Genomic DNA, 23,975 nt, shown 5'->3' with positions numbered 1-23,975 from the left:
CAATCGTGCCTCTGGATGGCACCCTTCGCCCTGGTGAGCTACTCGCCATTGTTGGCCCCAACGGCGCGGGCAAAAGCACACTACTCAGCATGCTGTCGGGATTTCGCCCCTGTGAACAGGGCGAGCTACATCTGGATGGAAAACGCCTGAGTGAGTGGCCAATCAGCGAGCTTGCCAATCGCCGGGCGCTGGTCGCCCAGCAAGAATTGCCCGGCTTTGATTGGCAAACCTTTGAGCTAATGAGCTTAGGCAGCAACCCCAGCAATGCACTGATTGCGGAACTGCTGCATGACCTAGATCTGACGCATTTAGCTAAACGCAGCGTACTTTCACTCTCTGGCGGCGAACGCCAACGGGTAATGATTGCACGAGGTGCCTGTCAGCTACTCTCACGGCGCTCACCTACCGCCAAAGATGGCGGCCTTTTACTGCTGGATGAACCCACTAGCGCACTCGATATCGGCCAGCAGCAGCGCTTAATGCGTCAACTACGCGCCTGGGCAGAACGGCACCATATGGCGATTGTCTGCGTGCTGCACGACCTCAATCTCGCCAGCACCTACGCCGACCGGGTATGGCTGTTACATCAAGGTCAGCGTATTGCTCACGGCTCGCCCGCCCTAGTGCTTGACCCCGCCACCATCGCGGAGGTTTATGACGTAGAGCTGCTGCCTATCAATAGCCGTAACGCTGCAGCCCCTCTTCTCGCCCTAACGCCTTAAGATAACGGTCAGCAGCCAACGAGCTCTATCCCGCAGAGTGGCAAAGCCTTCATATAAGTCCATACTTATCCGTACGTAACGGGCAATATATGCATTACCGTGTGCCAATTGGGGAGCAAGAATGAGACTGATCAGCCTCATGTGGGTAATGCTGGCAGGGATGAGTTTTAGCATCGGCGTATTAGGCATTTTTCTGCCCCTATTGCCGACCACCGTGTTTATGCTAATAGCTATTTACTGTGCCTCAAGGGGGTCTCCACGTTTTGAAGCCTGGATTCGCTCGCGCCACTATGTCGGGCCACTGCTGGTTACCTGGGAACAGGAACGCGCCATACCCAAGCGCGCTAAGATTTTTGCCGTTTGCACGATAGCGTTGAGTGCGATAATCACCGTTTGGTCACTCGGGCCTGGCTGGTTAAGCGGGGCAGTGGTGGCTCTCCTAATGCTGATTGCACTTTGGCTGGCTACCCGGCCAGAGCCTTCTTCTCATGGTTAAGTGTGACTGGATAGTTCATCGTTTAGTGAGGTGATAGCCACTTCTAAAGGTAGAGCTGCTTGGGCTCGATATGGGCTGGTATATCGTGTGCTTGCATCACAATACCGCCATGGCTTTCAACCCTACCTGTCTATAACATTCATAAAGCGAGCCGCCAGGAGTTTGCACTTCTTTAACACTAAGCTTCCAATAAGGACGGACTCTATGCGCGATGAGGAAAAATACACAAATTCAGAGGAGCAACTGCTCTATCTTCAAAAACGGTTAGATGAGGAAGATACCGCCGCCCTAAGAGAGCTGTTTACTGAACTCGATATTTTATCGATTGCGCGCACGCTTGAGTCTTTCCCAACCAAAACTCGCGACCGATTGTGGGAGCACATTCCGGAAGCACTGCTCGGTGAAGTGCTCGCCGAAGTCGATGAAGATATTCGTGCCGACTATATTGAAGACCTTTCTGCCAGCGATGTAGAACAAATCGTTAAAGGCCTAGATGCTCAGGAAGTGGCTGAAGTTCTCGACGTCGCCGACGAAGAGATCAAAACGACTGTCTATGCCAGCTTAGATCAAGAGATCCGCGCCCAGGTTGAGAACCTTCATTCTTATGAAGATGACGTGGTCGGTCGTTACATGGACCCAGAGACGGTCAATGTAAAACAGGGCGTATCGCTGGAAGCCGTACAGCGCTATATCCGCATTCATCACCTGCTCGACGATGAGTCACAACAGATTATGATTACCGACAAGGATAAGCGCCTGTTAGGCACGCTGACGCTCATTGATCTAGTCAAACAACCACAGGAGAGCGTCGTTGATGAGTATATGGTTGCCCCCTTCACACTTAATGATCAGATGAAGGTAAGCGAGGCTGCCGCACTGCTCCGCTCTAAAGAGCTGCCTTTTGTCCCTGTTTGCGATAGCGACGGGTTGTTAGTAGGCCAGTTGAACGCTGCTGATGTATTAGAAATCACCCAAGATGATGCAGACATGACGTTAAAGCACATGTCGGGCGTCAGCGACGAAGAAGAAGTCTTCACCCCGATACTCCGCAGCGCAAAGAGCCGCGGCATTTGGTTGGGTATTAACCTGCTCACGGCCTTTTTAGCGGCCTTCGTAATTGGGCAGTTTGAAGAGGTACTGGACCAAATTGTAGCGCTAGCCATCCTGATGCCGGTGGTCGCGAGTATGGGCGGGATTGCGGGCAGCCAAACCCTCACGGTGGTGATACGCGGTTTAGCGCTCGGTCAGCTCGCCGGTAATAACAAACAGTGGCTCTATAACAAAGAGATGTGGGTGGGGATGAGTAACGGCCTGGTGTGGGCACTCGTCGTTGGTGGTATTTCCTATCTGTGGTTCGGCGATCCGCTGATTACGCTGGTGATTACGTTGGCCATCTTTGTGAATATGAGCCTTGCTAATTTATCAGGCGTGCTGATTCCCTTAGTGCTGAAAAGATTGCAAATAGATCCCGCATTATCAGGTGCCGTCATTTTAACCACCGTTACTGATGTGGTCGGCTTTATGACGTTCCTGGGGCTAGCCACGCTGATTATTTTGTGATCAGAAGGCACCCACTGACGCTGAACCTGCCGTTTCAGTGCCAGTGGGCCTGCTTTAATAGCTAATCACGTGAAAATAGCTCAATGATTTAGCTGTGTAACTTTATACAGCTACCCACATACCTTGTTTATCTGAGGACTCAATCGCATCTATCAAACGATTCACCCGCGCGGCTTCGCGGAAGTCAGGATAGAGGGGGCGGTGGTTGATGATGCCCTCCACTAGGTCGCGCACCTCGATAATTTTCTGATCGTTATAGCCCAGACCGTGCCCTGGTGCGGGGCTGAACGCGGCATAGTCGGGATGTTCCGGGCCTGCTAACAGCGTAGTGAACCCACGCCTGCCGTGGGCATCGCCGTGGCGATACAGCTGCAGCTCGCTCATGCGCTCTTGATCAAACACAATGGCACCTTTGGTGCCCGTTAGCGTGTAGGCCAAGCCCATTTTGCGACCAGCCGCCACCCGAGACGTTTCGATATTGCCGATTAACCCTTTATCAAACCGCAGCATGGCCTGGGCCTGATCGTCGTTTTCCACCGCAGCCATAGCACTCCCGTCGGCATTGGGCCGAGAGGGGATGACAGTCTGTAGCTGGCCGCAAACCTCGCTAATCCGCTGCCCGGTTAAAAATTCGGCCATATTGAGGATATGCGACCCCACATCACCTAACGCACCGGCCCCAGCGGTCGCCCGCTTGGTATGCCAGTCATGGGGCTTGTGCGGGTCGAGCAGGTAATCCTCATTGTGCCGCCCACGAAAGTGAATCAGCTCACCAATTTCACCGCTGGCAACAATCTGACGAGCCAACTGGGTGGCAGAATTGCGAATGTAGTTAAAGCCTACCAGGGTTTTGACGCCCGCCTTTTCAGCCGCGGCGACCATCTCGTCGGCGTCTGCCGTACTCAGCGCCAGCGGCTTTTCAGCGTAAACATGCTTGCCAGCGGCGATAGCGGCCAGCGCCATTTCTTTATGCAGGAAGTTAGGCGCGCAGATATCCACCACGTCCACGTCACTATCTTCTACCAAGGCGCGCCAGTCATCGGTGGCACGGGCAAATCCCCAAGCACTTGCTCGGATCTCCGCAGTGGCGAGGTCGACATCCGCCAGCAGTTCGCAAACGGGCTTAGCGGGCAGCTCAAAAACGCTGGATGCTGCATTAAAGGCAATGGCGTGGGCTTTGCCCATAAAACCGGTGCCGATTAGACCAATCTTGAGGGTTTTCATTGTGGTTATCCCTGTTCTAAAACAATAACGCCGGGCTGGGCCCGGCGTTGAATGATGTCGTGCCCCATAGACTGCTTACATGGTCGGCATGGTGAAGTGGTTGGTCTCTTCACGAATGCCGCTGGGCCAGCGCTGTGTGATGGTTTTCATGCGAGTGTAGAAACGCACGCCGTCGGGGCCGTGCATATGCAGCGGGCCAAACAGTGAACGTTTCCAACCGCCAAAGCTGTGGAACGCCATGGGTACCGGAATCGGTACGTTAACCCCCACCATACCGACCTGGATCTGCTCGCAGTATTGGCGCGCGGCATCGCCATCGCGGGTAAAGATTGCCGTGCCGTTGCCGTATTCATGAGCGTTGATCATGCTGACCGCTTCGTCGAAGCTGGCCACGCGAGCAATCGCCAGCACCGGGCCAAAGATCTCCTCGGAGTGAATACGCATTTTTGGCGTCACATGATCGAACAGAGTGCCGCCAATAAAGTAGCCATCGCCTGCGATATCAACCGTTGTCTGGCGACCGTCGACCACGAGCTCTGCGCCTTCATCCACACCAACCTGAATATAGCCCGCCACCTTGTCGCGATGCTCGCGGGTGATCAGCGGCCCCATATCGTTATCAGGGCCATCAACCAAGCCAGGCCCGACCGTCAATTTATCCAGTTCAGCCACCAGCTTTTCACGCAGGCGGTTAGCGGTTTCTTCGCCCACAGGCACGGCCACCGAAATCGCCATACAGCGCTCGCCTGCTGAGCCATAGGCCGCGCCCATCAGGGCACCCACGGCTTGATCGAGATCCGCATCGGGCATAATCACCATATGGTTTTTAGCCCCGCCCAGCGCCTGAACACGCTTGCCATGTGCTGATGCCGTGGCGTAGATGTACTCGGCGATGGGTGTGGAACCCACAAAACTTACCGCCTGAACACGCTCATCGGTGAGCAGCACATCTACCGCTTCTTTATCACCATTGATGACGTTAAAGACACCATCCGGCAGGCCCGCCTCTTTAAGTAGCTCAGCTAAGCGCAGCGGCGTAGAGGGATCTTTTTCCGAAGGCTTCATGACGAAAGTGTTGCCGCAGGCCAAAGCGATGGGGAACATCCACATGGGCACCATGGCGGGGAAGTTGAACGGCGAGATACCGGCGCACACGCCCAGCGGCTGCATCATCGAGTAACTATCAACGCCGGTGCCGACGTTCATGGAGTGCTCGCCCTTCTGCAGGTGGGGAATGCCGCAGGCAAACTCAACCACTTCCAGGCCGCGGGTCACTTCGCCTTTGGCGTCTGAAAACACCTTGCCGTGTTCGCTGGAGATAAGTCGCGCCAGCTCATCGGTGTGCTCCTCGACCAGCGCTTTAAATTTAAACAAGATGCGCGAGCGCTTTAGCGGCGAGACTTTTGACCAGCCGGCAAAGGCTTCGTCGGCGATGCGCACGGCTTCACGAGTTTCATCGGCGGTGGCTAGCGCTACCTGGGCGCTTTGTTCGCCGGTGGCCGGATTATAAACCGGCGCAGTGCGCTGGCTCTGACCGGTGGAGAACTCACCATTAAGATAATGGGATAACGTCTTCATACAAGCTCCTGATTAAAAGGCGGCGACTGGCACTGTTTAGCTGGCAATGTCGAAACCTGCCTGCTCGGCAAGTTGGCGCAAGTTGCGATACCCCAGGCGAGCATAGGTCAACGGATGGGCGACTTCGGGGTCTTGTTCGGCTTCAACCACTAACCAACCCTGGTAGCCCTGTTCGCACAGGTGGGTTAAGGCGGGCAGAAAATCTACATCGCCATCCCCCGGCACCGTAAACAGGCCGTCTAGCACGCCGTTTAAAAAGCTTTTGTCGCGGTTGCGCACTGCGTCCAGCACCGGAAAGCGCAGGTCTTTGCAGTGCACATGGTGGATACGTTGGCTGTAGCGTTTGGCGATGGCGAGCGGGTCGCCGCCTGCACCGCGCAGATGACCAAAATCAAGCAGTAGCCCCACGCCTTCGCCGGTGTAATCCATTAAGCGTTCAACGTCGGCCTGGCTTTCGATCACCGTGCCCAGGTGGTAGTGATATACCAGTTGAATGCCCTGGGATTTCAGGTAATCACCCACCACCTCAAGACCATGCAGCAGGCGCTGCCACTGTTGCTCGGAAAGGTGCGGACGCTGGGAGAGCGGGCGCTCCTGATCACCGTGTACACAGTGGGTAACTTCACATAGCACCATTACCTTAGCGCCGCACTGCTTGAGCAGGTTCATGTGATCCTGAATAGCGTCAATCTCTTCTTCAGGCGTGCGTTCCAACAGCTGCGCAGAGTACCAGCCCGACACAAGCGCCAAGTCGTGGGCGCTAAGCACCTGATTCAAGGCGTCGGGCGTGCGGGGAAACTTGTTACCTAATTCAAAACCACTAAAGCCTGCCTCGCGACCCTCTTTCAAACAGGTTTCCAGCGGTGTTGCGCCACCCAGGCTGGGCAAGTCATCGTTGGTCCAGGTGAGCGGATTGATGCCTAAAGTAACCGTCGGCATAGCGTATTCCTTGTCATTTTTGTCTGAGTATTTTTGGCGTTAGGGCGCTTTACCCTATCGCCGACTCTCTGATGTTCTGCATTCGATTAGCGGGCCTGGCGCTGCTTAGCCTTGCGGTAACCTTGATAGGCTTTATTGACCGCTTCGCGCTCGGAAACCTCGGGCACGGCTACTTCCCACCAGGCACCGCCTTCTTGGGTGCTGGGCAATGGGTCAGTATCCAGAGCAATCACATAAGTCGAGGAGGCGCTGCGAGCACGCACCAGCGCCTGCTCCAGTTCCGCAATGCCGCTCACTGATTCAGACTCACAGCCCAACGCTTTGGCGTGGGCGGCAAAATCGGTTTTGGGTGCACCAGCCTCGACGGTGCGGCAATCTTGCAGCAGGTTGTTGAACCCCGCGCCGCCAGTGGCGTGCTGCAAGCGGTTGATACAGCCATAACCGCGGTTATCCAGCACCACCACAGTCAGCTTGTGGCCCAGCATCACCGAGGTCGCCAGCTCCGAGTTGTGCATCAGGTAGCTGCCATCACCGACCAGCACCACTACCTCGTTGTCAGGTTTAGCCATCTTGACGCCCAGCCCGCCGGCAATTTCATAGCCCATGCAGGAGAAACCGTACTCAACGTGGTAGCTGCCAGGGCCCGAACATTGCCAGAGTTTGTGCAGCTCGCCGGGCAAACCACCGGCAGCGCAGACCACGGTAGTATCGCTGCCAGCTTGGCGATTAACTGCACCGATCACCTGAGCATCGGTGGGCAGCGCTAGCCCTTGATCTGCGGTTACACGGCGCACTATTTCGGCCCATTCGCGTTTGCGAGTGCCGGTTTGTTCGCGCCATTCATCGCTACCGCGCCACTCGCCCAGCGCTGCGTCGAGTTGCCCCAGCCCGATCAAAGCATCGCAGCTAAGCGGTAACGCTTGATGCTTCAAGCTATCGAAACGGCCAACGTTAAGGGCGATAAGTGTTTTATCGCTGCTTTCAAACAGCGCCCGAGAGCCAGTGGTAAAGTCCTGCAAACGCGTGCCCACCGCCAGAATGACATCCGCCTGCTCCGCCAATTGGTTAGCAGCTGCACTACCGGTCACCCCAATGGCACCTACGGCACAGGGGTGGCTATCGGCCAGTGCGCCTTTTCCGGCCTGAGTTTCAGCCACCGGAATACCGCGTGTTTTGGCAAACTCGGCCAGGGCATCGCAGGCAGCGGCGTAATGCACGCCGCCACCGGCAATGATCAGCGGGCATTTAGCCTGCTGCAACGCGGTAATGGCTTGGCTTAGCTGGTATGCATCCGGTGGCGAGCGACGAATGCGATGCACGTTGGGGGCAAAAAAAGCCTCTGGGTAGTCATAGGCAAAGGTCTGTACATCCTGAGGCAGCGCCAGGGTTACAGGGCCGCAGTGTTCAGGATCCAGAAGCGTAGCCATCGCTTGTGGCAAGCTGGTCAGCAGTTGCTCTGGGCGATTAATCCGGTCGAAGTAGCGCGACACCGGGCGGAAACAGTCGTTGACGCTAATCGTAGGGTCACCGAAATGCTCCACTTGTTGGAGCACCGGATCCGGTTCGCGGGTGGCAAAGGTGTCCCCCGGCAGCAGCAGGATCGGCAAACGGTTGGCATGAGCGAGCGCCGCGGCGGTCACCATATTGGTCGCCCCCGGGCCGATGGAGCTGGTCGCGGCCATTAAGCGCTGGCGGCCATTGGCTTTGGCAAAGGCAATCGCCGCGTGGGCCATGGACTGTTCGTTATGGGCACGAAAGGTCGGCAATTCGTCTTGCACGTGGTAAAGCGCTTCGCCTAACCCCGCCACGTTGCCATGACCAAAAATCGCAAACACGCCTTCAAACAGCGCCACTTCTTGGCCATTTATCTCAATACGCTGAGCGGAGAGATACTTGACCAGCGCCTGGGCCATGGTGAGTCGAATGGTGCTCATCTTACGCCTCCTCCGTGTGGGCCAGCGTTTGCGGCTGCGCCTGCCTTAGTTGCCGCCACGCCTTTATCAGCTCGGCATAGTTTTGGGCGACTCGCGCTACCAAGCTAGCGTCGTCGATACGCCCGGCCAGCCAATCACGACTCGCACTAGCAAATAGCGTGCGGCCAACGGTGAAACCCTTACAGCAGGCATGATTGGCTGCTGCTTCAAAGCCGCGTTTCATGTCGTCCATAGGGGCGTCGAGCCCGAGCAGTACAACCCCGCGGCAGTATGCATCCTCGCGCTCAATTGTCTCGCCCACTGCCTGCCAGGCAACATCCGTCATTGAGGGTAGCTTCCACCAGTCTGGGCGAATGCCTAGGTTGTAGAGTCGCTGAAGGCTGCGCGGTAGCGTCGTGTTATCGCTTTGCATATCAGCGGGAGGGATTATCTCAATTAGCAACTCCAGCCCATAAGCACAGGCCGCCTGGTAGAGCTGGCGCAGCCGCTCCTCCTGCTCTAGGCGCAGTGAGATTTCATCGTCAGGGTGGTAGAACACCAAGCATTTAATGATCTGTTCTCTAGGCCAGTTGCGTAGGCAGGCACCTAAGTCATCGCCATGCTGGAAACGCAGCGGGCGTGAGCCTGGAAGCTCTACCGGTCGACCAATCCACCAGCCTTTTCCACTGGCATGATTGAGTGCGTCCTGACCCAGCACGTCATCAACCAGGATAGCGGGAGTGGAGATGCCGCCCAGCTTGGCGCCCTCTTCAGCGGCGGTGACCAAGAGTTTTTTGAGTGCTGGCAACCGCACGCTGTCGGCATGCTCTTCGCGGGCCATATCGGTGAGCTGGCGACGGTGGTCAAATGCCAACCCCAACACTTCGGGCCACTGACTAGGCACCCGGGTAGTGACGCGGTGCAGATGATTAAGGCGTTGATCAATATCCGGACGGGGTACCTCACCCCGGCGCGCCAAGTAATCAAATAACTCGTCTTCGGTGGGCATGGCGGGGGCACAGCCGTGGCGGGAGACCACCAACGCGCCACAGGCATTGGCGTAACCGGCGCTGGTTTGCCAGGGTTCATTGCGCAGCCAGCCGCGTAGCAAGCCACTCATAAAGGCATCGCCAGCGCCCAGTACATTGAGCACCTCGACCTGAACGCCCTTGACCAGAATGCCGTCTTCAATGCGGTCAGGAATAGCGCCTTCAAACACGACACAGCCCATGGGCCCCAGCTTGCATACCAGAGTGGCTTCGCTAACCTCACGTACCGTGCGCAAAGCCGCTAAGGTGTCCGTGCTGCCACCGGCAATATGAAACTCCTCTTCGGTACCGACAATTAGATCAAAATCCGCCAGCCAGCGCTGCAGGTCGGTGGTCACGGTTGCATCCGAAATAAAGCGGGTTTCACCATCACCAGGGTTGGTCAGCCCCCACAGCACTGGGCGGTAGTCGATATCCAGCACCCGCTTCACGCCATGATGGGCGGCGGCGTCCAGCGCTTTGCGGCACGCCCGGCGAGTGGTATCGGTAGAAAGATGGGTGCCGGTAATCGCCAGCGCCTTGGCCCGGGCGATAAATTCAGGGTCGATGGCGTCGGCGTCGATGGCCATATCGGCACAGTCGCGGCGGTAAAATAGCAGCGGGAAGCTTTCGCGATCTTTTAACGCCAGCAGTACCAAGCCGGTGTGGCGCTCGGGGTCGGTTTGTAGCGCGGAGGTATCCACCCCCACTCGTGCTAATTCCTCGCGAACAAAATTGCCCATTTGTTCATCGCCGACCCGCGAGAGCATGGCAGACTTCAATCCTAAACGAGCGGTGCCGTAAGCCATATTGCCCGAGCTGCCACCTAGGTACTTGGCAAAGCTCGCCACGTCTTCTAAACGGCTGCCAATCTGCTCGGCGTACAGGTCGACCGCCACACGTCCCAGGCAAATCAGGTCAAGCGGCCGGTGTTGACTATTGTTATTCAGCATAAATGTCTCCCCACGTCACAAATTCGTGGTATCGGGCAAAAGAGGGCACTGGGCATAAAAGCGTCTTGGGTGGCTATCGATGAGGCTTACCTAAAATGAGAAGGCAGCACGGAATCGATCAAGGGCGAGGCCGTCATCGCCAGAGGCCCAACCTTCTAACCCCACCGTGCCGCGATAGCCTATGTCGTTCAGCGCTTGAGCAATGGCCGGGTAGTTAATCTCGCCAGTCCCCGGTTCGCAGCGCCCAGGCACGTCGGCTACCTGCACTTCACCAATGTACGGCCCGCAGCGGCGAATCAATTCAATCAGATTACCTTCGCCAATTTGAGCGTGATAAACGTCCAACATAATGCGCAAGCTGGGCCGATCAACACTCTCCACCAGTGCTAGAACATCTTCCAAGCGAGCAAACGGCACGCCGGGGTGATCAACCTCGGTATTGAGGTTTTCAAGCACGAAGGTGACGTCACTCTTCTCGCCAAGATCTGCAAGCCGATTGAGCGTGTCGCGGGCTTTGAGCCACATAGCGCCCGTCATCTGCTGGCAAGGCTGAACGGGCAACCCATTACTATCTAGCCCGGTGCCATGCAGGTTAAGGCGCGGAATGCCAAGGCGCTTTGCTACCTCAACCGACTCAGCGGCGGTGCGTAGCATTTCATCTGCCCCGGTGGCATCTGCCAGGGTGCCGGTGACATAGCCGGTCATGGATGAAAACGTCGCCCCGCTATTGGCCAGTGCGTCAATGTCGTGCTTCGTCCAGTCCCAGATTTCGACTTGAAAATCCAGTTCAGAAATACGTTTAACACGCTCCAACACGGGCAAGTGGCGGAACACCATTTCAGCGCAGACGGCCAGCGTGAACGGCGATGATGGAGTAGGTTTATTCATCATGGCTCCCTAATAGCCGTTCGCCGTTCGCGGTGAAGAGAGTTCAGTGCTGCTTGCATCGGCAGGTTGAGTGTCTTGGTCGGCTAAGCTGGCCTTCTTGGCTTTATCTTCCCGCTGGAATTCCGCAAGCTCTGCATCCAGGCTTTCAAGCTCAGCGCCACCCGCCATCATGTTGAGCACTTCTTCGCGACTGACTTCTTCTTTGCGGAAGGAGCCCAAACTACCGCCGCGTGATAATAGGGTGAATGCATCCGCCACTGGGTAAGCATGGTGGACATTGTGGGTAATAAAGATAACTGCAAGGCCATCTGCGCGGGCTTTGGCAATGTAGCGCAGTACAACAGACGCCTGCTTGACCCCAAGCGCGGACGTGGGCTCATCCAGAATCAGCACTTTGGCACCAAAGTAGACGGCACGGGCAATCGCCACACACTGGCGCTCCCCACCGGACAGCGTGCCCACCGGCTGGCTTGGGTCGCGTACATCAATACCGATTTTGGACATTTCCTCTTTGGCAACCCGGTCGGCATATTTCCAATCAATTCGCTTTAAAGGCCCCCAGCCCACCGTCGGTTCGCGCCCCATAAAAAAGTTACGGGTAATCGACATCAACGGCACCATTGCCAGATCCTGGAAAACGGTCGCGATACCAGCGTCTAATGCATAAGCTGGGGACTTGAAACGAGCAGGTTTGCCATCCAGTAGCATTTCGCCGTGGGTGGGCTGGTGAACACCGGAAAGGGTTTTAATCAACGTTGACTTGCCAGCACCGTTATCCCCTAGCAGGCACATAACCTCACCGGAGTAGACCTGCATTGAGATATCACTTAAGGCGATAACGCTGCCGAAGTGTTTGCTGACACTGCGCATTTCAATCATTGGCGTACGTGTGGTCATGTTATTTGGCCTCCATCGCCTTTTTGCGCATGTAATTGTTGAATAGCACCGCCACCAGCAACATCACGCCGAGGAAAACCTGGAACCAGTCGGTATTAACACCGGTGTAAAAGATGCCCATTTGCACCATGCCAAAGATCAGTGCACCCAGCGCTGCACCAATGGCAGACCCATAACCACCGGTCAGCAAAGCACCGCCAATGACAACGGCAATGATGGCTTCCAGTTCTTTTAGTAGGCCACGGATGGTGTCCGCCGAGCCGGTATCCATCACCTGTATGCAGGCAAAGATGGTGGCGGAGAAAGCGGTGAACATAAAAAGTGAAATCTTGACGCGATGGACGGGGACGCCTGAGTTGCGTGCCGCATTGGCATCGCCACCGCTAGCGAAGATCCAGTTGCCGTAAGGCGTGCACAGCAGCACCCAAGTCGCTACAGCGGTTAAGCCCAGCCACCAGACAATCGAGACGGGAATACCGGTAACCGTGGGGTTGCCCGCAAAGTTGGTCGCCATCCAGCCATTTGCTGCCATCCAGCTAAATAGGCCCGTAGCGACTTCTCCAGAGAAAAGCGCCGCAAACCAATCTCCGGGGATATGATCCTGCACTCCTCCCACCTGAGTACGTCCCGTCAACAACCGACTGGTTCCGATAGCCAGGCCACGCAGAATGAACAGGAAGCCCAGGGTAACGATAAATGACGGCAAGCCTGTTTTATTGACCAGATTACCGTTAATCCAGCCCACCAGACCCGCACAGGCGAACGCCAATAAAATTGCGGCCCATAGCGGCCAGCCATACTCCACCGCGGGGATAGCAATCAGAATGCCGGCCAAGCCAATCATCGAGCCAATCGAAAGATCAAACTCTCCGCCGATCATCAGCAACGCAGCCGCCGTGGCGATAATGCCGAGCTGAGCGGCGACTTCAAGAAAATTAATAATACCCGCTGGGGTAAACATCCCGGTGCCGCTGGAAGCAGCGATAAAGAAGGCAAGCACCAACACGGCACCGGCCAACGCCCCCAACTCTGGGCGATTAAGCGCTTTCTTCCAGAAAGAGACTCTCTGGATACGCTCGTCTTGATCAGCCGCTGCTGGCGCAACCGATGGTTTCGTTTCAGTGGAATTCATAGCGATCGACTCCCAGGGCTCGACACCGCCGAGCCTTTTCCGGTTAGGTAGTTATCAGCGGATACCCTGACTACTCAGCTCAATGACCTGAGCCGCGTTTTCTTGAGTAACAAATCCAGGGCCGGTGGCAACATCCCCTGCGGGCAGCAGACCATTTTTGACGAACTGATCTAGGAACATGACAGGTAAGTAGCCCTGCATGTACTGCTGTTGGTCGATCGCGAAGTCCAGCTCACCCGCATCCAAGGCTTCCAAAATGCCGGGTGAAAGATCAAAAGTACCGAGGGTGAACATATCGGTTGCCCCCTGCTCACGCATGGCCCGAATCATCGGGTCAGCGGCCAATGCACCCAAGGTCAGCACACCACGCACATCACTGTTCTCGTTAAGGTAAGCGACAATGGCATTGCGAATATTGGTGGGGTCGTAAGTGGTCGCTAGCTGCTCAGCATTGCCATCGAAGCCATCGACAAAACCATCACAACGCTGGTCAAGTCCTTGGTTGCCTTGTTCATGGTTAACGCAGACGCCTTTCTCGACGCCCATTTCCTGCATGCGCTCAGCAGCCTGCTTACCTGCCTCATACTCACTTTGCCCAATGTGCAGCCGGGCACCATAATCCCTTGCCACGTCACCACCGGAGTTAATGGTGATGACGGGTATGCCGTTATCGACAGCATTTTGGACAGCGCCACCCAGGGCATTTTCGTCGGTAAAAGAGAGGATTAAACCATCCGGACCAGATGCCACTGCTGCTTCTACAAGTTGCTGCATCTTGGCCATATCAAAGGTGGAGGGCGCGCGATACTCCAAGCTAGCCCCGACGGTTTCAGCAGCGGCTTCTGCGCCGTTTTTCACTACCGACCAGAAAGGGTCAGAGGGAACGCCATGGGTCACCATGACGAAACGGCTCTCTTCTTGTTCCGGTTCCTGTGCTTGGGCGACACCTGCAATTAATGCAGTGGTGGCGGCAGAGGCTAGAAGCCATTGAGATAGACGTGCCATAAACAATTCCTCATAACGTTATCGTTGTTGGTAGGGAAGTGGCATTAAATGCCTTGGCGTTATGAAATATAGATTCCAAACATCAGTTATTGCAAATTATTTATTCTATACTTTGGTATAAATGGAATATTTATTCCAATCAACTAGACTGCATAACAACGAGTCACTTTGCTCAGTACTGCATATCCACTAGTACATAAGCAAAAGGGTGCTAGATGGGCCAACGCGAAGGAATTTGTATGCCACAACCACCACAGAGCTATCGTGAGCTGGAAACGCTGATCACCGCCGAGTACGCCACACTGAGCAAACGCTTACAGCAAACCGCGCGCTTTATGCTTGATCACCCTCAGGAAGTTGCTTTAGCGACCGTGGCCAAAATTGCCGAACAGGCGGATGTCACGCCATCCACCTTAATTCGCTTGGCCAATAGCTTGGGCTTTAAGGGCTTTTCCGAAATGCAGCAGCTGTTTCGCAGCCGTCTAGTCGATGAGTTGCCTAACTACACCGAACGAATTCGTGCGGTACGCAGCGCCACCGGAGAAACACCCGATAGCACCCAACTATTATGGGAGTTCGCTGACGCCAACCGTGCCGTGCTTGAGCAGCTACCCAGCCGTATTGATCCAGAGAGCCTAGAGAAGGCGCTGGATATTTTTGAAAAGGCCCAGGCGATTCATGTGATGGGCGCACGGCGCAGCTTCATGGTCGCCAGCTACATGACCTATGCCCTGGCGCATGTGGATAAACCTGCGTTGCTGGTCAGTGGTTTGGGGGGGATGTACGGCGAGCAACTGCGCGCGATGAGCCAACACGACGCCCTACTGACCATCAGCTTCTCTCCCTATGCCGAAGAGAGCCAAAAAGCCTGCGAAGACGCCCATCAGCGCGGTCTACCCATTGTGGTGATTACCGATTCAAGCCTTAGCCCACTGGCGCGTTTCGCGGATGTTGCCTTCGTGGTTAACGAAGCAGAAGTAAAAAGCTTTCGCGGCTTGACTGCATCGCTCTGCTTAACCCAAGCCTTGGCAATTGCCCTGGGCGTGCGACAAGACAAATCCCGGGACAAAGCCCTGGAAAAAGCCTCAACTAAAAAACGTAAGACATAAACACCAAGCCAACAGCAACAACAAAATAGGAGTGCTTATGAAACTCGCGCTTATCGGCGCTGGACGCATCGGCAAGGTGCATGCCCAGGCCATTTATTCACACCCAAACGTTACGCTGGTTGCCGTGGCTGATTTTCATCAGCCTGCCGCAGAAGCCCTGGCCGAGCAGTACGCTAGCCGAGCGGCCTCTGTGGATGAAATCTTCGCAGATGATGAAATTGATGCCGTACTGATCGCCTCAAGCACGCCTACTCATGCGGAGTATCTGGAGCGTGCCGCCCGTGCAGGCAAGGCGGTTCTGTGCGAAAAACCTATCGCCCTGGATTTAGCGCGCACGCGCGATGCTCTGCAAGTACTCAGCGAACACCCAGTGACCTGCGCATTAGGCTTTAACCGCCGCCACGACCCACAGTTTGCTGCATTGAAAAAAGCAATTACCGAAGGGCGTATTGGCGCACTTGAAACGCTGACGATTATTAGCCGCGACCCCTCTCCCCCGCCTGCCGAGTATGTGGCTGAGTCCGGCGGTCTGTTCCGCGACATGATGATTCATGATCTTGATATGGCTCGCTGGTTGCTTGATGAGCCTATTGAAAGTGTCTTTGCCGTCGGTAGTAGCATCATTGACCCAGCGATTGGTGAGGCAGGTGATGTGGATACCGCCATGGTCACCCTTACGACCGCCAGTGGAAAGCTGTGCCAAATCAGCAACTCACGGCGCGCCTGCTACGGCTACGATCAGCGTATCGAAGCCTTTGGCAGCCAAGGCATGCTGCAGGCCCAGAACGAGAGCGACACCCGACTGCGTTTTACGGGTGAAGCCGGCCAAGTGGAAGACAAACCCAAGTGGTTCTTCCTGGAGCGCTACGCCCAAGCCTACCAACTTGAAATTGGCGACTTTGTTGCCGCCTGGCAAGAGAAGCGTGCGCCACTCGCCGGTGCCCAAGATGGCCTAGAGGCGTTGCGCTTAGCCGATGCAGCGGAGCTTTCATTGCGTGAAGGTCGCAAAATCCTGCTCGACGCCTCGGTCTAAACAGACGCAGACGGGTCTGTGTAGACCTTTCATATCGACAACGGCTAGCTGCCAACCAAGCAGCTAGCCATCAGAAGGAGCGATATATGGCTTCACTACTGGTACGCCCCACCGCCCCAGATGCCCAAGGCACCGTGATTGACGTTACCCCTGAATCGGCTGGCTGGACGCACGTTGGCTTTCGGGTGCATAAACTCGCCAAGGGCCAGCGCCTGGAGGCCAGCAGCGATGACCAGGAAGTCTGCCTGGTGCTGCTCACCGGGCGGGCCACAGTGACCTGCGGCGAGCACCGCTTTGAAGACATCGGCAAGCGCATGGATATCTTTGAGCAGATCCCTCCCTACGCGGTTTATCTGCCTGACCATGTTAGCTACGCGGTGGAAGCGACCACGGACTTAGAGCTTGCGGTGTGCGCTGCCCCTGGGCATGGCAATCACGCCCCAAGACTGATTGCTCCCGACAACATCAAGCAAAGCACCCGTGGCCAGGGCACTAATACCCGCCATGTTCACGATATTCTACCGGAGACCGAGCCCGCCGATAGCCTACTGGTGGTTGAAGTATTCACACCCGCGGGTAACTGGTCGAGCTACCCGCCACATAAACACGATGTGGATAACTTACCCCACGAATCATACCTGGAAGAGACCTACTACCACCGCATTAATCCTGAACAAGGGTTCGCCTTTCAGCGCGTTTACACCGATGACCGCAGCCTTGACGAAACCATGGCGGTAGAGAACGGTTGCTGCGTGTTGGTACCCAAGGGCTACCATCCTGTGGGCGCTTCCCATGGCTACTCGCTCTACTACTTAAATGTCATGGCGGGGCCCAAGCGGGCGTGGAAATTTCACAACGACCCCGACCATGAGTGGTTAATGAAAGCCTAACGGGCGGCACAATTTGCCTGCTAACATTTATCCAATGCTATGCTGTATAGCCCCGCTAATGCGGGGCTTTTCGCGTTAGGCTTTTCAACGACTGGTTGCCAAGGACTTGCCATGCTTCCCGATTACTCCACCATCGCTTGGGTGTTGATTGTATTTTCTGTTTACCTGACTGGCGTTTCAAAAGGTGGTTTCGCGGGCGGTTTCGGCACGCTCTCGGTGCCACTCATGGCACTGGCGATTAGCCCTACCCAAGCAGCAGGCTTGTTACTACCCCTCTTGCTAGTCATGGATGTATTTGCGCTAAAAGCATGGTGGGGCAAGCAGGCAAACGCCGAGGTATGGCGGTTTTTGCCGGGGTTAGTCATTGGCGTGGTAGTTGGCACACTGCTGTTTGGAAGTTTAAGTGATGAAGGCGTGCGATTGGTGCTGGGCGTAATCTCCGTTGTGTTTGCGGTGTATATGTTGCTGAAGCCTGTCGCGAAGAAGCCGATTTCCACCCGCTGGGCGCTGCCTGCCGCCAGCGTTTGTGGGTTTACCAGCTTTATTGCCCATGCAGGCGCACCGCCGCTGAACATTTATTTGATGCCACGCAAACTCTCTAAAGAGACCTTTATAGCCACCTGCACGGTCATTTATGCGGTGGTGAATGTCATCAAGCTCGGCCCGTATATGTGGCTTGGCGAAGTCAACGTAACAAGCGCCTGGGCGTCGCTACTGTTGGTGCCGGTAGCCTGGATCGGCGTGCGCAACGGGCTGTGGCTGCAAAGCCGCGTCAACGAAGCGCTATTTTACCGTCTAGTGATCCTGGCCATGTTTTTGGTGGGAATCAACCTAGTCTGGCAAGCGGTCGGCTAGCGCGTGCTTAAAGTGCCACCAGCAGAAGCCCACTCAACATGATCAATGTACCAGCGGCTTTTGCCATCGATGCAGGCTCTTTTAGCCACAGCACGCCCATTAATACCCCCACCGGAATGGAGAGCTGGCGCAGCGCCACGACGTAACTCACTTCGTCGGTTAGTGCCAGGGCCATGAGTACCAGGCCATAAGTGCAGGTCATCATCAGCCCTGTGACGACCAGCATCACTAGCCCTTGCTGGCGGATGGCAGGCAACCGGCGACGCTCTGCGGGTAGCAGCATCAGCAGCGGAATCGCCCAGGTTAAGGTCATCACTGCTTGTAACACCATAAACACCGCGCCAGCGGTTAAACTGCTATGGCCTGCTAGCTGCATCAACGCCAGTGCCTGCTTATCTATCAGCGAATAGCCCACCGTGCCGGCGGCTGCCAACAGTGCAAACCCCATGGCTGGTGTTAAGTAGGTAGATAGTCTGCGCGCCTCTGGATGGCTTAGCGGCAGGCAGAGCGCCCCCGCCACCACCAAGGCCATGCCAATGCCATCCGCCACATCCAGCGTGCGGTTGCCGAGCAGCGCAATGGATACGAGCGGCACAAGCACCACTGGCAGCGCCCGAGCGATGGGATAAAGCACACTGACTTCCCCACGTGCATAGGCCCAGGCTAAGCCAGCCATATAGAGCATTTGGCATAGCCCTGAAAGCGCCAGCCATCCCCAAAATGCGTTTGGTAGCGCCGCTAATGATGGCCCCAGCCACACCAGCGGCAGCAACAATGCACCGCCTGCCCCGTAAGCCAAGGCAAAAAAAGCCAGCGATGGTGCGTTGCGCTTACCCAACACGTTCCACCCAGCATGCATACACACCGAAAACAGCACTAACACCAGTGCGGCTGGGCTCAAGGCCGCTCTCCTCGCTGTAAACGGGCATTAATGGCATCCACAACGCTTGGCAGTTCGGCGATAGTGGCAATGCTGTAGTGCGGTTTTGAGGGAGCAAATTGAGCGGCCACGCGCTCATGGGCTGCACGGCGTTCGCTATCGCTTAGCGCTTGATACTGGCCATAACTCAGCCCCAAGGCGTTGCCTGAACAAGTGAGTGCGACCGTCCACATTCCTGCATGGCGCCCTTCAAGGATGCCGGGGGCGGTATCGTCCACCTTGATACAGGCAGCAACATGACTGATGCCTAACGCAATGACATTGGCCAGCGCCTGGGCGGGGTGTGGGCGACCGTTGGGCACTTCATCGGTGGCCACCACATGATCCACCTGCAGGCCGCTATCGACGGCTAGCGCCACCACCTTTTCCATCACCACGGCTGGATAGCCAGAGCAGGAACCTATTTTCAGCCCCTGCCCTCGCAACCAAGTGAGCGTATCAAGCGCCCCAGGAATCACCGCCGAATGATCGGCAATTTTGGCAATCTGCAGCGGCATAAAGCGTTCATAAAGCGCCGTCACATCGGTATCAGTCGGCAGGTGGCCGACTGCCTGGAGAAAGCGCTCGGCTATCTCAGGCTGATTGCACAGCGTGTGGATATGATCCCATTTGCCCATGCCCATCGGGCCGCGTGCTTCTTCTAGGCTGATCGCCACACCCAGTTCGGCAAAGGCTTCGACAAATATCTGGGTCGGGGCGAAGGAGCCAAAATCGACCAGCGTACCCGCCCAGTCACAAATCACCGCCTGCAGACATTGAGGAGATTGATAGTGCATCAGGCACTCCTTGATTCAGTGAAGAGAGAAACACCCATATTCGTTAGGGCGTCTTGAATAACGCTGAGTAACTGTTCAATCACCGCCGCATCCAATTGGCCAATGCAGCCGATGCGAAAACTTTCGACGTCAGTTAACTTGCCCGGGTAGATCAAAAAGCCACGCGCCTTCAACGCTGCATAGAACGTCTTAAATTCAAACGCAGGGTCGGTAGGGCTCAAAAAAGTGGTGATAATCGGCGATAGCCACTCATCTTCTAAAAGCGTGCTGAAGCCTAACGCTCGCATGCCTTTTACCAGCACATTACGGTTATGGGTATAACGTGTGCAGCGCCCCATCACGCCGCCTTCTTCCCGGTGCTGGGCAAGCGCCGCTTGAAAGGCCACCACCGTATGCGTGGGCGGAGTAAAGCGCCACTGTCCAGTGCGTTCCATGTAGTCCCACTGGGCGTGTAAATCCAGACTCAGCGAGTGGGCTCGCCCCTGACCAGCAGCAAGTAGCGTCTGGCGAATGATCACAAAACCAAAGCCCGGTACGCCTTCGATGCACTTATTGGCTGAGGAAATCAGCACATCAATAGGGGTTGTTGTCAGACTGATCGGTACGCCTCCAAACGAGCTCATGGCGTCAACGATCAGCGTTTTTCCGTGGGCGCGTACCACCTCAGCGATGGCTTCCAGCGGGTTCAAAATGCCGGAGCTGGTTTCGCAGTGAACTAGAAACACTGCTGTAATTTCAGCATCTTGCTGTAGCAGTGCCGCCACTTCGTCGGGTTGCGGTGGTAGGTAGTCACCTTTGTCCAGCGTCACATAACGGCGGCCCATCATATCGAGCAGTTGAGCAGCCCGCTTGCCGTAAGCGCCGTTCATTAATACCAACACCTTGCCGTTGGGGTTGGTTGCGCAGGCCAGCGCACTTTCAACAGCGAACGTGCCGCTGCCTTGCATCGGCACGCAGGCATAGACGTCGCTTGTCGCCTCGGCCATGGCAAGCAGTTGCGCACGCACATCGGCAGTCACACGGTTAAAATCATCATCCCAGGAGCCCCAGTCACGCAACATGGCTGCTTTGGTCGCCTGGGAGGTGGTTAGTGGCCCTGGGGTTAAGAGGTAAGGCACTTGTGAATGACTCATCATTTTGGTCTATACCAGATTATAAGCAAATATTAGACGCTGCCGTAGCGGGCTGTTTAGCCCGCCTGACGCCAACGCTGAGCGTTGTTTAAGAGAACGTGGGTAAGCGCAGTGTGGAGCAGTTTAACCACCAGCGAGGTCAGGAAAATCAGCACAGCCATGGCCGCGGCGCTAGCAAAATAGCCCGCTTCGTCCAGATGCAGTACCGCCACTGAAGCAAGCCGCGTATCGCTGTTATAGAGGAACACTACCGCAGACACTGTCGTCATCGCATTGACGAATAGGTAGACAGAAATATCCAGCACGGCAGGCAGCGATACCGGCAATGTCACGCGGCTAAACGTGGTCCAGAACGGTACTTTTAACGAGGCTCCCACGGCTTCAAACTCCGGATCGAGCTGTTTCAGCGCGGTGACAGAGGTGAGGTGACACACCGTATAGAAGTGCACTAGCGTGTTGAGCACCAGAATCGCCATGGTGCCGTACAGCCAGTTAAGGGGATTCCCTGCCTGGTTGAAAAAGAAGATATAAGCCAGGCCCAGCACCATACCCGGCACCGCCATGGGTAGCATGGCCATAAAATGCAGGCCCTGGCGCAGCGGGCGATAGCCTTCGCTCTTTTCAATCAGCCACGCATTAAAGAAAATCACCAGCGTACCCACTAACGCGACGCTAAAGGCCAGTTTGAGGGAGTTAAACCACGCACCCCAGCCACCGCCGGCTAAGCCCTGAAAGGTGTAATGCTGCAGCGTAAACGACAGGTTATAGGGCCAAAACTGTATGAGCGACGCATACACCGCGGTACCAATGACCAGCAGAATAATGCCCGCGACCGAATAACACAGCAGCGCAAACGTCCAGTCTCGCAGCGGGCTAGGCGTTGGCTGCCACGGTACTGCCCGAGCCGAAAGCTGAGCCACTTGGCGTTTCTGTATCCAGCGGTCGACGATGAACGATAGCACTGCGGGCATCAGTAGAATAACGCTAACCACCGCGCCCATTTGAAAGTTCTGCTGCCCCACCACTTGGCGATACACATCGGTGGCGAGCACGCTGAATTGGCCGCCAATAATTTTCGGCACACCAAAGTCGGTAATGGCCAGCGTAAAGACCACGAACAGGCATGAAATCAGCCCGTAACGCACCCCGGGCAGCGTAATCGTCAAAAATGTACGCCACTTCGGCGTGCCCAGTGCTTCTGCTGCTTCATAGAGGCGTGCATCGCTATTTGTCAGCGCAGTGGTTAGCAGCATTAGCGCATGGGGAAAAATCCAGAAACTCATGCCCATCACAATGCCAATCGACCCATAAATCGAATGACCTGCCAGCACATCGCGCAAAACACCCTGGTTACCAAACAGATAAACCAAGCTAATGGCGGGTAACAACGAAGGGGCTAGAATGGGCAAAATCGCCAACATTCGAAACAGCCGTTTGCCTGGCATGCAGGTACGGGTAATGCCGTAGGCGCATAAAAAGGCGAGCCCTGCGACGACCACCGTCGTAGTGAACGCAACGCGCAATGAATTGGCGATCGAATTGACCAGTGCTGGCGTTTGAAAATACTGCACAAAGTTAGCTAGCCCAATAAAGTCGCCGCTGCGGTCTTGCAGGCTTTTCACCAGCATCGCAAATAGCGGAAACAGCAGGCCGAATACTAACAGCGCCACAGCCGCTAGCAGCACGATCAGGCGTATCAATGCTTCCAGCGAAGGCGTTGCTGCAGGCGCTGAAAATATACTCGCCCTCATGACTGGTTGCTCCCTGCCGGATATAAGCGGGCAGCATCAGCAGGCAGATGGATACCCAAGGTTTGCCCTAGCCTTAATCCTAGTGTGGCGCTATCGCGGCTGGGAACATCAGCCAGCAACCATTGTTCGGTATTGTTAAGACGCAGCGATACCCGCTGAAACGCACCTAAAAACTCAATGCCCATGACATCACCGCTCAGCCCAGTGGTGCTGGCACTAAGCGCGACTGACTCGGGGCGAATGGCCAGTTGAGCTGCTTGGCCTTGTGGGTAGACGTGCGGCAAGCAAGGGCAGGAAATAGTGCCTAGTAACGCGTGGTTATTCGCCTGTGCGGTCACCTCTAGAAAGTTCATGGTGCCAATAAATGACGCTACAAAAGCGCTGGCGGGCTGGTGGTAGATCTCGGCAGGCGTACCCACTTGTTCGATCACCCCGTGGTTCATCACTACGATACGGTCAGCCATGGTGAGTGCTTCTTCTTGATCGTGGGTCACCATAATGGTGGTCACACCAAGACGCGCCTGTAGAGCTTTGATCTGATGTCGCAGATGACCGCGCACCCTCGCATCCAGCGCAGAGAGCGGTTCATCCAGCAGCAACAGGCCGGGCTCAGTAGCCAGCGCTCGTGCCAACGCAACCCGCTGCTGCTGCCCACCAGAAAGTGCGGCAGGATATTTATGTTCGCTGCCGCTAAGATCAACCAGCGCAAGTAACTCCGCCACGCGGGCATCAATCGCCGTTCGATCACTGCGACGGTTGCGTAACCCGTAGGCAACGTTATCGAACACCGTCAGATTGGGAAACAGCGCATAAGATTGGAACACGATGCCAAAATCCCGCGCCTGCGGGGGCAGCATGGAAATATCCTTGCCGCGCTGAATTAAGCTACCTGCTGTTTGCTGAGCTAGGCCTGCAATAGTGCGCAAAAGGGTTGTTTTGCCACAGCCAGAAGGCCCTAAAAAGCATACAAACTCGCCTTCCTGAATCTGTAGCGCAATGTTGTCCAGCGCGGTAAAGCTACCGAAACGCTTGGTGACACCATCTATGCTTAGGTGCGCAGAGGGTGAGAGGGGTTTCGCCGCCGAGTGAGCCGTCAGCGGCGATGTCAGTGTGGTCTGCATAACATCTCCAAGCCCCGGCCTTGGCCGGGGCA

The 23,975-nt window shown here is 55.8% G+C and carries 20 protein-coding genes and 1 pseudogene; 7 read left to right on the top strand and 14 right to left on the bottom strand.

Annotated features, from left to right (window positions below; translation table 11 throughout):
- Nucleotides 1-20 precede the first annotated feature (20 nt).
- The 3 genes and pseudogenes from K7H08_RS11075 to mgtE form a co-directional block, all read left to right on the top strand.
- A pseudogene (locus K7H08_RS11075) lies at nucleotides 21-722 on the top strand (ATP-binding cassette domain-containing protein); the annotation flags it as partial.
- 121 nt (nucleotides 723-843) lie between these two features.
- On the top strand, nucleotides 844-1,218 hold the full coding sequence (locus K7H08_RS11070) for a YbaN family protein (protein ID WP_038478769.1): 375 nt from the start codon (nucleotides 844-846) through the stop codon (nucleotides 1,216-1,218).
- 204 nt (nucleotides 1,219-1,422) lie between these two features.
- Nucleotides 1,423-2,778, top strand: a complete 1,356-nt coding sequence (gene mgtE, locus K7H08_RS11065) for a magnesium transporter (RefSeq protein WP_038478771.1) — start codon at nucleotides 1,423-1,425, stop codon at nucleotides 2,776-2,778.
- A gap of 102 nt (nucleotides 2,779-2,880) precedes the next feature.
- Here the strand turns inward: mgtE and K7H08_RS11060 are convergent, their stop codons facing one another.
- The 9 genes from K7H08_RS11060 to K7H08_RS11020 all read right to left on the bottom strand — a co-directional run bounded on the left by K7H08_RS11060 (nucleotide 2,881) and on the right by K7H08_RS11020 (nucleotide 14,335).
- Entirely contained in the window at nucleotides 2,881-4,002 is a 1,122-nt protein-coding gene (locus tag K7H08_RS11060; protein ID WP_038478774.1) for a Gfo/Idh/MocA family protein, read from the bottom strand.
- 75 nt (nucleotides 4,003-4,077) lie between these two features.
- Complete coding sequence (locus K7H08_RS11055; RefSeq protein WP_231657930.1) at nucleotides 4,078-5,580, bottom strand: CoA-acylating methylmalonate-semialdehyde dehydrogenase; 1,503 nt, start codon at nucleotides 5,578-5,580, stop codon at nucleotides 4,078-4,080.
- A gap of 36 nt (nucleotides 5,581-5,616) precedes the next feature.
- Complete coding sequence (gene iolE / locus K7H08_RS11050; RefSeq protein ID WP_231657929.1) at nucleotides 5,617-6,519, bottom strand: myo-inosose-2 dehydratase; 903 nt, start codon at nucleotides 6,517-6,519, stop codon at nucleotides 5,617-5,619.
- An 86-nt stretch (nucleotides 6,520-6,605) separates the two neighbouring features.
- Nucleotides 6,606-8,453 (bottom strand): 3D-(3,5/4)-trihydroxycyclohexane-1,2-dione acylhydrolase (decyclizing), encoded by a 1,848-nt coding sequence (gene iolD, locus K7H08_RS11045; protein ID WP_231657928.1) that lies wholly within the window; start codon nucleotides 8,451-8,453, stop codon nucleotides 6,606-6,608.
- 1 nt (nucleotide 8,454) lies between these two features.
- On the bottom strand, nucleotides 8,455-10,413 hold the full coding sequence (locus K7H08_RS11040) for a bifunctional 5-dehydro-2-deoxygluconokinase/5-dehydro-2-deoxyphosphogluconate aldolase (protein WP_231657927.1): 1,959 nt from the start codon (nucleotides 10,411-10,413) through the stop codon (nucleotides 8,455-8,457).
- 90 nt (nucleotides 10,414-10,503) lie between these two features.
- Nucleotides 10,504-11,301 carry a TIM barrel protein gene (locus tag K7H08_RS11035; RefSeq protein ID WP_231657926.1) on the bottom strand — a complete coding sequence of 266 codons (798 nt, stop codon included), beginning with the start codon at nucleotides 11,299-11,301 and terminating at the stop codon, nucleotides 10,504-10,506.
- Nucleotides 11,302-11,310: 9 nt separating this feature from the next.
- Nucleotides 11,311-12,198 carry an ATP-binding cassette domain-containing protein gene (locus K7H08_RS11030; RefSeq protein WP_038478793.1) on the bottom strand — a complete coding sequence of 296 codons (888 nt, stop codon included), beginning with the start codon at nucleotides 12,196-12,198 and terminating at the stop codon, nucleotides 11,311-11,313.
- A gap of 1 nt (nucleotide 12,199) precedes the next feature.
- Complete coding sequence (locus K7H08_RS11025) at nucleotides 12,200-13,330, bottom strand: ABC transporter permease (RefSeq protein WP_038478796.1); 1,131 nt, start codon at nucleotides 13,328-13,330, stop codon at nucleotides 12,200-12,202.
- A gap of 54 nt (nucleotides 13,331-13,384) precedes the next feature.
- Nucleotides 13,385-14,335, bottom strand: coding sequence for a sugar ABC transporter substrate-binding protein (locus K7H08_RS11020; protein WP_038478799.1), 951 nt, complete (start codon nucleotides 14,333-14,335; stop codon nucleotides 13,385-13,387).
- Nucleotides 14,336-14,574: 239 nt separating this feature from the next.
- Here K7H08_RS11020 and K7H08_RS11015 point away from each other — a divergent pair, with 239 nt between their 5' ends.
- The 4 genes from K7H08_RS11015 to K7H08_RS11000 all read left to right on the top strand — a co-directional run bounded on the left by K7H08_RS11015 (nucleotide 14,575) and on the right by K7H08_RS11000 (nucleotide 18,222).
- Nucleotides 14,575-15,444, top strand: a complete 870-nt coding sequence (locus tag K7H08_RS11015; RefSeq protein WP_038478801.1) for a MurR/RpiR family transcriptional regulator — start codon at nucleotides 14,575-14,577, stop codon at nucleotides 15,442-15,444.
- A 37-nt stretch (nucleotides 15,445-15,481) separates the two neighbouring features.
- Nucleotides 15,482-16,477 carry an inositol 2-dehydrogenase gene (gene iolG / locus K7H08_RS11010; RefSeq protein WP_038478804.1) on the top strand — a complete coding sequence of 332 codons (996 nt, stop codon included), beginning with the start codon at nucleotides 15,482-15,484 and terminating at the stop codon, nucleotides 16,475-16,477.
- An 86-nt stretch (nucleotides 16,478-16,563) separates the two neighbouring features.
- Entirely contained in the window at nucleotides 16,564-17,367 is an 804-nt protein-coding gene (iolB, locus tag K7H08_RS11005; protein WP_038478807.1) for a 5-deoxy-glucuronate isomerase, read from the top strand.
- Nucleotides 17,368-17,478: 111 nt separating this feature from the next.
- A complete protein-coding gene (locus tag K7H08_RS11000) occupies nucleotides 17,479-18,222 on the top strand; it encodes a sulfite exporter TauE/SafE family protein (RefSeq protein WP_120386236.1) in 744 nt (247 codons plus the stop codon).
- Nucleotides 18,223-18,229: 7 nt separating this feature from the next.
- On the opposite strand, the gene K7H08_RS10995 is transcribed toward K7H08_RS11000, so the two are convergent.
- Genes K7H08_RS10995 through K7H08_RS10975 form a run of 5 tightly spaced genes read right to left on the bottom strand, consistent with a single transcriptional unit; the run spans nucleotide 18,230 to nucleotide 23,943 of the window.
- On the bottom strand, nucleotides 18,230-19,123 hold the full coding sequence (locus K7H08_RS10995; protein ID WP_231657925.1) for an EamA family transporter: 894 nt from the start codon (nucleotides 19,121-19,123) through the stop codon (nucleotides 18,230-18,232).
- The gene (gene phnX, locus K7H08_RS10990) at nucleotides 19,120-19,938 is read right to left on the bottom strand and encodes a phosphonoacetaldehyde hydrolase (protein WP_231657924.1); all 819 of its coding nucleotides are present in this window, start codon (nucleotides 19,936-19,938) and stop codon (nucleotides 19,120-19,122) included. The genes K7H08_RS10995 and phnX overlap by 4 nt, the downstream gene beginning before the upstream one ends.
- A complete protein-coding gene (locus K7H08_RS10985) occupies nucleotides 19,938-21,074 on the bottom strand; it encodes a 2-aminoethylphosphonate--pyruvate transaminase (RefSeq protein ID WP_231657923.1) in 1,137 nt (378 codons plus the stop codon). The genes phnX and K7H08_RS10985 overlap by 1 nt, the downstream gene beginning before the upstream one ends.
- Nucleotides 21,075-21,127: 53 nt before the next feature.
- Entirely contained in the window at nucleotides 21,128-22,822 is a 1,695-nt protein-coding gene (locus K7H08_RS10980) for a putative 2-aminoethylphosphonate ABC transporter permease subunit (RefSeq protein WP_038478822.1), read from the bottom strand.
- Nucleotides 22,819-23,943, bottom strand: coding sequence for a putative 2-aminoethylphosphonate ABC transporter ATP-binding protein (locus K7H08_RS10975; protein WP_231657922.1), 1,125 nt, complete (start codon nucleotides 23,941-23,943; stop codon nucleotides 22,819-22,821). Before K7H08_RS10975 ends, K7H08_RS10980 begins: the two co-directional genes overlap by 4 nt.
- Nucleotides 23,944-23,975 lie beyond the last annotated feature (32 nt).

It is taken from the genome of Halomonas sp. IOP_6, from assembly GCF_021151565.1.
In the GTDB taxonomy this organism is placed as follows: Bacteria; Pseudomonadota; Gammaproteobacteria; order Pseudomonadales; family Halomonadaceae; genus Vreelandella; species Vreelandella alkaliphila.
This window is presented reverse-complemented; position numbering and strand designations above follow the sequence as displayed.